Raw genomic sequence first — 11785 nt, 5'->3', positions numbered from 1 at the left:
TAGCATTAATAAATAATAACTGCTTTGAATAAACTCCTTATCCTAATAATATTTTTATACACAGGCTGTAATACCTCCGAATTTAAATCGGCAGTCGATTTATCTTCCAATTTAAACGAAGTTTCTGGAACAGAAACCACTACAAATTCCAACTTGATTTGGATGGTAAACGACAGCGGAAACAAACCAAGGCTCTTTGGATTAAATGCAAATGGCAAAATAAAAGAAGAATTAAAAATAGATGCCAAAAACCACGATTGGGAGGATCTAACTAGTGATACTGAAGGAAACATTTATATTGGTGATTTTGGAAACAATATAAGTAAGCGTAAAAATTTGGCTATTTTAAAAGTTAGTGCTTCTAGCTTAAAAAGTAAAGAAAAAGTTTCGATTGAACGTATTTCCTTTACCTATCCGGATCAAAAAAAATTTCCACCTAAAAAGAAAAAACTTTACTTTGATTGCGAAGCATTTTTTTATCATAATAACAACTTATACTTATTTACCAAAAGTCGCGTAAAAGGAGATTTTGGAAAAACAAATCTGTATAAAATTCCTGCGAATTCAGGAACGCATGAAGCACAATTTCTAGGAACCTATTCTAACTGCGACGACCTACATTGTTGGATAACTTCTGCAGATATTAGTCCGGATGGCAAGCAGGTAGTTTTACTAAATCAAAAATCTGTTTTACTTTTCACAGACTTTAAAGAAGATGATTTTTTAAATGGTACAATAAGAGAGTTTCCTTTTAATTATGAATCGCAAAAAGAAGGCATTTGTTTTAAAGACAATCAAACGGTTTATATAACAGACGAAAAAGCACATGGCGCTGGAGGAAACTTGTATGAATTTCGTTTAAAATAAACAGAAAGTATTTCTATTCTTTCCGACTAAAAAAGTTGTTTGTTATACATTAATTAAAGTTTAGTATTTTTACTTAAAATCATATTATTTTATGGATCATATTATTGCCGAAACCGAAAAACATGTTGTTCATCTTTTAAATACAAATTTAGATAATAGCTTTGTTTACCATAATTTGACGCACACACAAAATGTGGTGAAAAAAGCAACAGAACTTGCAGATATAGGCCGTTTAGATCCACAAAGTAAAAAGCTTTTAATTATTAGCGCATGGTTTCATGATGTTGGTTTTATAAAAAGCATTAACGATCACGAAACACATAGTGCAGCTCTTGCAAAAGCCTTTTTACAAAAACACAATTGTACTGTAGATGAAATTAAAACGGTAAATGACTTAATTCTAGCTACAAAAATGGGATATACACCAAAAAATGAGTTAGAAAAATTGATTCGTGATGCAGATTGTGCACATATTGGAAACAAGAATTTTAGTAATGTTACACAACTTTTAAAAAAAGAATTAGAATTAACCAACCAAAAGAAACTAACAAATACAGAATGGCTGAATGAAAACATTACGTTTCTCACCAAAGACCACAAATTTAATAGTGACTTAGCAGTTTCTCTATGGGAAAAAGGAAAAAGTAAAAATCTCGCGAAACTACTTAAAGATCAAAGCAAGCTACAATTAAACAAAGCCAAATTAAAGCAGAAAAAAGAAGAATTAAAATTCAAGAAAAATAAAATTGAAATTCCAGAACGCGGTATAGAAACCATGTTTAGAGTAACACTTAAAAACCATATTACACTAAGTGATATTGCAGATACCAAAGCGAATATTTTATTATCGGTGAATGCTATTATTGTATCTTTAGTAATGGCTAATCTTTTACCTAAATTAGACAACCCATCTAACACCTACCTTATTTACCCTACTGTAGTTTTTGTATTGTTCACTGTAACATCGATGATATTGTCTGTTATAGCTACAAGACCAAATGTAACGCGAGGAGAATTTACTAAAGAAGATGTAGCGAACAAAAAAGTAAATCTTTTATTTTTTGGTAATTTTCATAAAATGAAATTAGACGAGTTTGAATGGGCAATGGGAGAAATGATGAAAGACAAAGACTATTTATATTCTGCAATGAAAAAAGATTTATACTTTTTAGGCTTAGTATTAAATAGGAAATACAAAATACTTCGTGTCACCTATACGGTCTTCATGGTTGGCATCATTTGTAGTGTTATTGCTTTTGCAATAGCTTTTCAATATTCTGGCATTTAAGCTTTAATTTCTTTCATTAAATCATCATAGGTAAAAAAAGCCTTATCGGTTTTATTTTTATGATATAACACACTCACTCGTATAGCTTTTAAACCTGTTACAGCTTGTAAATCTTGCAACTCCAAAATCTCTACATCAGTATCTAAATAATGCTTGGCTTGTAAAAATTTAATATAACGCAAGTACTCTACTTCATCTTGTTTTTGCGAATACACAATCGTTATTTTTCCTTTTTGGGTAATACGTTCTTCTGTTCCTTTAATATAGGCTTTATCTACACGTTTTTTTACAATTTCATATCTGGCATTATAAGTACCATCTACGTCAAATTGCTTTTCGTCCATTCTAAAACTTATAGATAAAGGCTGGTTAAAAACAAGTATCATGGAAGCCACATCTAATTGTACAGGAAATTTATTTCGCATTTGGTAATATGCATTTTCCATTTCGCACATAACCTGTACTTGCCATAATCTTAAATTATATAAATAAATAGGATTAAAGCTATCCTCTTTAGTTATAGACTCGCCAATATACATGTTATGTTCTACACCATCTGTTTTAAAACGCTCAAAATAATGTGGGTACATTTTTTGTGCTTTCACCTGCTTTTTATCTAAAAGCGAGGCCATGCTTTTATTTATTTTAGACACGGTATCGTCATACTGTTTTCTGTGCTTATAAACTACTTTCACAGTACTATCAATCGTTTTATAATAGTTCTCGACTTTAGATTTTAATGCTTTTACAGAAACCAAATGCTCTAAAACAGGCTCTATATCTTGACTAAAAAAAGAAGCAATATGTTGTTCACTATCTACTTGAAAATGTTCTTTTAAATCGGTTAAATATTCTCTTATTTGAAATATAAACTGATCATAAATAGGAAGTTTCTCTATCTCGGAAGCACTTTTTAAAATAGCTTCTACATTTTTTAATTGTAATATTAAATCTTGTTGTGTTGCCCAATTTCTAGCTTCCGAAGATCCTTTAATATCAATTTGCCCATAAAGCGGATACACATTATCAAAAACTATTTTATTAAAGTTTGGTTCTTCCCCTTTTAATTGGGCATTAATAAAATTTCTAGCTTCTTTTATAAATCGCCAATTTACACTGGAATGAATAGAAGTACATTCTTGTTGTATAACAGCTTCAATTAAATTCTCTTCTTCATTTTTAGAACGTTCGACAGCAGAGACGATAAAAGGCATAATATCTGTAAGCTTATTTGCATTAATGCTGTTAAGTACTTTTGGTTTTTCTGAAACGATTTCAAGAATCCCCATAACCTCATCATCTGTAGCAATAGGTGCAAAAATAGCACTCTGTATTCCTTGTTTATGAAGAATATTTATATGTGGAATCTTCCCTTCTGTTTTTTCAAACATTAGGTTTACATCGGAAACGGAAAAAAACTTTTTTTCATTTAAAAGTCTATTATATGTCCAATTACATAAAGCATCAGAGCATATAGAAGTATCTAAATCATGTAATAAAAAACTACTCATTCCTGCTCCGTACACACGTTCAAAAGTTTGGTCCTCTTTATTATAAATTGAAAAACCTACCCGTATATCTTTTAAACCTAATAACGAGCGAAAAATTTCATGAAATCCTTCCATAAAAGTTTCATCTTTTCGCTTGTTCTCTCCTATTAATTTAGATTTAATATTGGAAATAGATTGATCATTGGTAACATCAAACATATTAGAAATCACAAAACCTTTAAAAGAATAACTATTTGGAGGAAACTTTGCTTTCCATAAATCTATATTTTCAAAATTATCTAATAACTCATTATAATCTTCCTGTGTTATTTTTGGTGCATTTTCATTAGGAATAATCTCTACAAAATCGGCATTATATAATATTTTATAATATCGGATAATTCCTTTTTCGTCTGGTATTTCGTAATAAAAAGGTCTTTTAAAGTCTAACGAATATCCATAATAAAAGTTTAAAATAATTGTACAATAAATAATATACCTATCATCTTCAGGCATATTTTGTATTTTCAAATCAAAATTTTCTCCTGCTGTTTTAATAATAGATTTAAAGCGTTCCGAGGAATTAAAAACTACATCTTCAAAAGGTATAGAAGCCGTTTTAATTTCATTTTTTGTTAAAACTGCACTAAAAGAATCTTGTAATATGATTTGAATTTCATTTTTGTATTTTTCTAGTAATTTAATATCAGTAAATCCTTCACGAAGTATAGGGTAAGGAGCCGCTGTTTTTAAAACTCGTTGTGCTTTTCTAGAAATAAACGCATCAGAATTAGTAACTAACTCCTCATAATGCTCTAATAACTTATTAAAGCTAATCTGCAAACACATTGGTGATTCGGACTGGTTAAACACTTCCATGATTATTAAATTTATAGTATAAAAATACAAATATATATTTTAGTCGTTTTAAATCTAATATCCTTAACAGTTCAATTATTTTTTCTCTACATTTTAGTTGTATGTCCTAGCCCAACAAAATCAAGTTTTTAAACAAAAAAAAAAGTCTCTTCGAATTAGTATTCAAAAGAGACTTTTCTGGGTTTTATATTTAAATAATTAATCGATATACGTCCAATTAAAACCATCACTAATTACTATTATAGTTCTTAAATTATTTTCGTACATATAAACTTGCGAACTTCCAATTGTGGATCCTTTAGGAAATAATAAACCTGAAGTAGTTGTTAACTGTGCAGTATTTACATTATTAATATTTCTAATAACATAAACTCTCCCTGGAAAACTAATGGGATTTGGAAGCCTAAATTCCTGATCTGTAGCTTGCGGATCTACAGACAAATAAACACCATCATTAATATCTGTAGCTGTCCCGCTACCCGTTAAAGTAAGGTGTTTTACAGAAAGGTTTCCATTAATATCTAAAGTGCTTTTAGGATCTATAGTACCAACTCCTACTTGAGCAAAAACAGTAATATTTAAAAAGAAAAAACAATATAAAAACAAAATATTCTTCATCATTTTACATTTTAATTTATTAATATTTTATACTCCCAAGCTCCTAATGGCATAACTTCTTCATCGATTTCAATGGCTGAATTTGTCATATAATCTAAATACTTTCCTTTTATAGGTAGACTTACTTTTAATTCTTGATTAGAAAGGTTTGCTAAATAAATAACGGTACTTCCGTTTTTACTTCTTTTAAATGCTAAAATATTTTTATTCGGAACAGCTATTTTTTCATAAGAAGCAGCATTTTTACCTCCATTTAGTGCAGTACTTGTACTTTTAAGTTTCCCCAGTTTTTCTAACAACTTCCATGTATTTCCTTTCGTATGCGGGAAACTATCTTTTTCAAAAAACAATAACCTGTGGTCTAAATCATATTCTTGACCAGAATAAATTAATGGCATTCCAGGCATTACATAACTTAAAGCAGTCATTGTTTCAGAAGCATTTCCCATACGTTCCTTAATGGTGCCATTCCAAGAGTTTTCATCGTGATTGGTTACAAAATTCATTAATATATCATCTGCTAGGTAGGTTTCATTTCTCTTCTTCATATAATCTGAAAAAGCGGTTGCATTTTCTTCCCCTTTAGCGATATGATTCATAACATGGTGTCCATCCCAACCATACGCCATATCAAACAAACCGTCTTTCAATAATTCTGGTTCCCAAGCTTCTGCTAGCATAAAAATATCTTTTTTAGCACGTAATTCTGGAATAGCTTGTTCCCAAAAATTAGTTGGTACCGATCCTGCTACGTCACATCTAAAACCATCAACACCTTCATCTGTTAACCAATAGCTCATATCTGCAATCATTTCTTTACGCATTTCTTGATTATCGTAATTTAAATCGGCAACATCTGTCCAATCGGTATCTTCAGGATGTACAACCGCTCCTTTCTCGTTTTGTGTATAATACTCCGGATTGCTTTTTAACCAGGTATGATCCCAACCTGTATGATTTGGCACCCAGTCTAAAATGACATAAATCCCATTGTCATGAGCAGTATTTACTAAATCTCTAAAATTTTCAATAGTCCCAAATTCTGGATTAATTTTAGTAAAATCGGAAACCGCATAGTAACTTCCTAAATATTTATCTTGTTCTGCTTCTGGAAAATCGGTTGCAAACTTACTGTCCTCTCCTCCTGTTGCTTTTCTTTTGGTTTCTGAAATAGGAAACACTGGCATTAACCAAATCACTTTTACACCTAATTGTTTTAACTGCGGAATGTCTTTTGTAAATTGCTCAAAAGTTCCTTCTGGGGAATATTGTCTAATATTCGCTTCATAAATGACAGCCGTTTCTAAGTCGGAAGCCGAAATAGGTTCTATGCTTATTTTTTCTTCTGAAGCTGTTGCAACTTCTACTTGTTTCTTCTCTTCTTTACATGCTAAAATGCTAAGAAACACTAAGGATAAGATTATTTTTTTCATGCGTATATTTAGTTTAATTCTTCTAATAATAAAATATTTGACTCTACTTCTATTTTGATGTTTCCGTTTACTACTTCTACTGTTTTTCCGGAATAAAAATCTTTCACTGTATCTCCATCGTTAAAAACAGAAGACACGTTAATGGTGTGTTTTCCTTTAGGAATATCGATACCAACAATGACGTCATCTTTAAAATACCCTTTAGTATAGCTTCTACTAAAAAAGTAAGGTGCATTGCTAATCCTAGTATGCTTTCCTGCTCCAATAGAAGGATGATTGCGTCTAAACTGACCCAATTTTTGCCAATGGCTTAGTACATCTTGTTTTTGAGAAAGTTCTTCCCAATTCATGAAACTTCTTAAAGTAGCGTCCCCAACGGTTCCATCTATGGTTAAATCTCTTGCAGATTCATCTCCATAATATACTTGTGAAGCTCCAGGAGATAACAATAATCGCGTAGCAGTTTCGTAGGTTTTCTCTCTATTTTTATCGAAAGGCTGTCCGTCGTCATGAGACGTTAAATAGTTTAATACACCATAATCTTTAAGGTTGGTATGCAAAAGACTATCGTATTTTTTGAATTGTTCTTCATAGGTTTGCTGTGCAGCATTCCATTTAAATTCAAAATTGATTAGACTATTAAAAGCAGCATCAAAATAGTTGACTTTTTTATCTCCAAAATCGAAAGCTGTTCCTGCTGAAATTCCGTAATTATATACTTCTCCAACCAAGTAAAACGCATTATCGTCTAGAACTTTGTTTGGGTTTTGCTGCTTAAATTCCGCGAAAGCGTTATCACTAACAGCTTTAAACTCTTGCCAAACAAAAGCTTCGGTATGTTTTACGGTATCTACTCGGTAACCATCAATACCAAAATCTGTAATGTAATCGCTTAACCATTTCATGATATAAAAACGAGGAGCACGCGGATAACCTGTAGCTTTAAAAAAGGCATCTAATTCTGCAACCTCTTCGTCATAACGACCTTCTGCTTTCCATTTTTCCACCAATTGTGGTGGTAATTCTACAGCTTCGTTACTTTCGGTTTTAATGTCTGGAAGGTTTTTTACCAAAGTACACGTTACGGTGTTTTCGTAATTATCGTAACTACATTGTGGGCCTGTTCTTACCCAATCGCTTGGCCAAACAGGATCTTGCTCTGTAACTGGACCAGTGTGATTTATTACAGCATCTAACAAGATGCGAATACCTTTTTTATGTGCTGCATCAACCAATTTTTTTAAATCCGCTTTGGTTCCTAAATTAGCATCAATGTTGGTCCAATCTTTTGTCCAATACCCATGAAAACCATAGGTTACACCAGTTCCTTCGTCTGTTCCACCATGAATTTGCTCCACGATTGGCGACATCCAAATGGCATTGATTCCTAAGTTTGTAAAATAACCTTCTTCAATTTTTTGGATAATCCCTTTTAAATCGCCACCTTCAAAACCTCGTAAAACAGCAGTTTCTTGGGTTCTTCCATAGTTTACATCATTGGTTTTGTCTCCATTATTAAAACGATCTGTCAATAAAAAATAGATGTTTGCAGCATCCCAAACAAAAGGGGTTCTAGCCGCTTCTTTTTTCTGATCTTCAGCGATATCTTGATTTACTTTTTTTTCGGTTTTACAACTAAAAGCGAGCAAAGTTAATGCAATTAAAAGTATGTTATTTTTCATGTTATACTTAGTATGTTATTTGTGTTTTATGGCTACTTGAAGTGTTCCACTTTAGATTAAAACGCAACGTTTTTGAGTTTGCATCGTAATGGAAATCTAATTTCTTACCATTGCATTTTATACGTTTTGGTGCTTTAGGAAAATGGTGAATTACTACATCTATATTTTTAGTAGTTGTAACGTATTTAGCACCTGTTTCTGCTTCAAACTGCAATTCTAAAAGCTTTGAAGTGGTTTCTGCTTCAAACTCTAAAATCTCATATTGACCGTTTTCAAAAGCGTTTTTTGTTTTACCATCGTCATTATACATTTTACGTTCACTTTTAGCTATAGAAGCATCGTAATAATAATGCAATTCGAAGGTGTTTCCATTATATTCTGCAGTGCTTTGCATGGCTTTAGCCGTTGGAATAAATGCGCCACCACGAACATAGGTTGGAATGTAATTTTCTTGCGTTTTTACAGGAAGTGATTGTCCGCCTTCTACTTTTTTATTGGTATAAAAATCAAACCAATTACTGTTTTCAGGAAAGTACACCTCAGCTTCTGTTTGCTTAGCATTCACAATAGGCGTGATTAAAAAGTCATTTCCCCAAAGGTATGTTGAAGCCATAGTTTGCAACTTCACATTGTCTTCTTCTTCAAAAAACAAGGCTCGCATTAAAGGCGCACCAGTTTGGTTATTTTCAAATACCAAATTGTAATTATAAGGGAGTAATTGGTAACGTAATTCGATAGACTCTTTAGCTAAGGCTTTTGCTTTATCGCTTCTAAAAACAGGTTCTGCAGGCACTTCTTCTTGTGCATGTGGTCTGTAAATAGGTTGAAACACACCATACTGTAACCATCGAGCATACAACTCATCATCTAAATTATTACCAGCAAAACCACCTAAATCACTATGCATATAAGCTAATCCTTGCATTCCCATTTGTAATGCAATTTCTGGTTGAGATTGTAATCCTCCCCAAGTTCTGTTGACATCCCCAGACCAAGGTATCATACCAAATCTTTGCGATCCAGAACTTCCTGCACGCATTAAAATAAATGGTCTTGTATTTGGAAAATTTTGGATGTACATATCTTGTACTAATTCCGCCCAATGGTGACCATAAATATTATGTACCTCATCTGCTGTTCCTGTGGCGTGTATTAGATTTTTAGGATGTACTTCTGGTTCTCCTAAATCTCCCCAAACTCCTGAAACCCCTAAATCGGCTAAGTCTTTATAAATATTTTGAAACCATTGTTTTCCTTTTGGATTGAAAATATCTATCAATCCTGTGTTACCAAAATAGAAATCGTAAGTAAACGGATTCCCTAATGAATCTTTAGCCAAAACATCTGCTTTTACCGCTTCGTCCCAACGGTTTGATGTGGTTAATACAAACGGTTCTGTTACTAAAACGGTTTTAACATTATTATCTTTTAAACCTTTTAGCATTTGTTTTGGGTTTGGAAAAGAATCACGATCAAAAGCAAGGTTTCCCATAGTACCTTGAATGGTTTGTCCGAACCAAAAAATATCGATAATAATAGCATCTAATGGAATATTCTCTTCTCTAAATTTTTCTACTGTAGCAGTTACTTCTTCTTGCGAATGATAACCAAATCGGCTAGAAAAATTACCTAAAGCCCAACGTGGTGGCATGGGTTGTGTACCAGTTAGTTTGGTGTAGTTCTTCGTTACATCTAACCAAGAATCACCAACTACAATTTGATAGGTTTTTCTTCCAGAAATGGTTTCGTATGTTAGTGTGTTATCTGCTTTACTATCTAAATCTAAAAAGCCAATTGGTGCATTGTCAAAATGAATTAAATACTTTTTGGAAGACACCACAATAGGCATGGTATAGTTCATTAACTCACTTCGGTCTTCATAACCATAATGTGCTTTATTGTACAATTCTAAACGATTGCCTCTTCGGTTCATACCTAAAGCTCTTGCTCCTGCACCATACAATACTTCCTCAGGTTTTAGATTAAAACTGATGGTTTCAAAATTGTCTGTTTTTTGAAAACTATTTTTTACAGAAGTCACTTCTTTTCCATCTTTCCAATACGAAATATGAAAAGGAGACTTGGTGATTTTTACTGTTAATTTTTCAGATTGAAAAGTAATTTCATTTTCTGTTTCATTAAAAGAAACTTTAGAAAAAGTATTGTTTAAAATAACTGCATGCGACTTTTTATGAAGCGCTGTTTCACCCGTTGGTAAAAATGTAGTTTCGATAATTTCAGGATGGTAAAAATGCATGGAATAGCTTCCATCTGAAACCTGAACATTTAGCTGATTGTCTTTAAATGTAACGGATTTAAATTCTCTTTTCTGAATAGCATCTGCAAACAACCACGTAATGGCTTCAGCAAAATTAGTACTCCAAAGTGCTTCGTTATGTTTACCTTCAGGGACGACTTTAGACTGTATGTTTTTTTTAGGAAACCCGTTGTTTTCTAGTATAGAAATGATACTATTCATATCTGTAACGGTTTGGCTAATCTCGTTATAACCTGCGTTTTCACCTTCTTTTCCTCCAGCTAAAAAGTACATTTTAGTATCCTTGATATTAGCATGAGATTTTGTAAAAGGATGCACTTCTGGAGCAAACCAAAATGCAGGAGAATACACACCAACTTTACCAAAAACTGTTGGATGTTTTAAAGCTGCATAATGCGAAATCAAACCTCCCATAGAACTACCAAAAATGGCTGTATTGTTTCTATCTTTTTTGGTGTTATAATTAGTATCTATGTAGGGTTTTAATGTATTGACAATAAAATTGACGTATGCGTCACCTTCGCCACCTCCATATTTAGCATTGGTCCATGGAGAATATTCATCTAAACGTTTAGATTCGCCATTATCGACACCAACAACGATAAGTTTTAAGTTCTCTTTAAATAGTTTGTCTAGGGTTTCGTCTACATTCCATTCGCCATAACCCGAAGTACTAGCATCAAAAATATTTTGACCATCATGCATATAAACCACAGGATAATCTTGCTTTGAAGTCTGATAATCTGGTGGTAAATACACCCAAACACGACGTTTTCTGTTAAGTTGTGGTATATGAAATGTTTCAGAAATAATGGAAACATTTTTTGAAGCAGTAGAGACATCTTTATTATCAAACATATGGCTCCAACCAGCTATTTTCACATGTATTGTATCGTTTGGTTTTTCAAATTTATGAATACGATTATCTATAGTTTCACCTGTATTGGTACTTTCTGAAGTCTCCCAATTCCCTAAGGTAAACTTGAATAAAATGCGTTGTTCTGTTTTAGGAAGTGTTATTTGGTGCTGACCATTTACAAATTGTAATTGGTAGTCTTTGTGTCCGCCAGACCAACCTTCAAAATCTCCTGAAACAAATATAGAAGCATCTTGTGGAGTGTCTTTTGGAAGTGCTTCAACAATGATGGTTACCTGAGAATAGGTGACTTGAAATAATAAAAAGAATAGTATGTATAATAAATTTCTCATGTTTAATCTTTAAAAGTATATTACGTATCCAGTGCGGAATG

The 11785-nt window shown here is 32.4% G+C and carries 7 protein-coding genes; 2 read left to right on the top strand and 5 right to left on the bottom strand.

Annotation, left to right across the window (positions count from 1 at the left end; translation table 11 throughout):
- Positions 1-24: 24 nt before the first annotated feature.
- Both ACVC3Y_RS16295 and ACVC3Y_RS16290 read left to right on the top strand, forming a co-directional pair.
- On the top strand, positions 25-867 hold the full coding sequence (locus tag ACVC3Y_RS16295; RefSeq protein WP_303420572.1) for a hypothetical protein: 843 nt from the start codon (positions 25-27) through the stop codon (positions 865-867).
- Positions 868-958: 91 nt separating this feature from the next.
- Positions 959-2155: a Pycsar system effector family protein gene (locus tag ACVC3Y_RS16290; protein WP_452227459.1), complete on the top strand. Its 1197-nt coding sequence runs from the start codon at positions 959-961 to the stop codon at positions 2153-2155.
- Here the strand turns inward: ACVC3Y_RS16290 and ACVC3Y_RS16285 are convergent.
- The 5 genes from ACVC3Y_RS16285 to ACVC3Y_RS16265 all read right to left on the bottom strand — a co-directional run bounded on the left by ACVC3Y_RS16285 (position 2152) and on the right by ACVC3Y_RS16265 (position 11744).
- Positions 2152-4524: a GAF domain-containing protein gene (locus ACVC3Y_RS16285; protein WP_452227458.1), complete on the bottom strand. Its 2373-nt coding sequence runs from the start codon at positions 4522-4524 to the stop codon at positions 2152-2154. The two genes, ACVC3Y_RS16290 and ACVC3Y_RS16285, sit on opposite strands and share 4 nt — an antisense overlap.
- A 198-nt stretch (positions 4525-4722) precedes the next feature.
- Positions 4723-5145, bottom strand: a complete 423-nt coding sequence (locus ACVC3Y_RS16280) for a hypothetical protein (protein ID WP_452227457.1) — start codon at positions 5143-5145, stop codon at positions 4723-4725.
- A gap of 8 nt (positions 5146-5153) precedes the next feature.
- Complete coding sequence (locus tag ACVC3Y_RS16275; RefSeq protein ID WP_452227456.1) at positions 5154-6575, bottom strand: alpha-amylase family glycosyl hydrolase; 1422 nt, start codon at positions 6573-6575, stop codon at positions 5154-5156.
- A gap of 8 nt (positions 6576-6583) precedes the next feature.
- Positions 6584-8257, bottom strand: a complete 1674-nt coding sequence (locus tag ACVC3Y_RS16270; protein ID WP_452227455.1) for an alpha-amylase family glycosyl hydrolase — start codon at positions 8255-8257, stop codon at positions 6584-6586.
- A 7-nt stretch (positions 8258-8264) separates the two neighbouring features.
- Positions 8265-11744 (bottom strand): TIM-barrel domain-containing protein, encoded by a 3480-nt coding sequence (locus ACVC3Y_RS16265; protein WP_452227454.1) that lies wholly within the window; start codon positions 11742-11744, stop codon positions 8265-8267.
- Positions 11745-11785 lie beyond the last annotated feature (41 nt).

The organism is Lacinutrix cladophorae (genome assembly GCF_053604645.1).
This window is presented reverse-complemented; position numbering and strand designations above follow the sequence as displayed.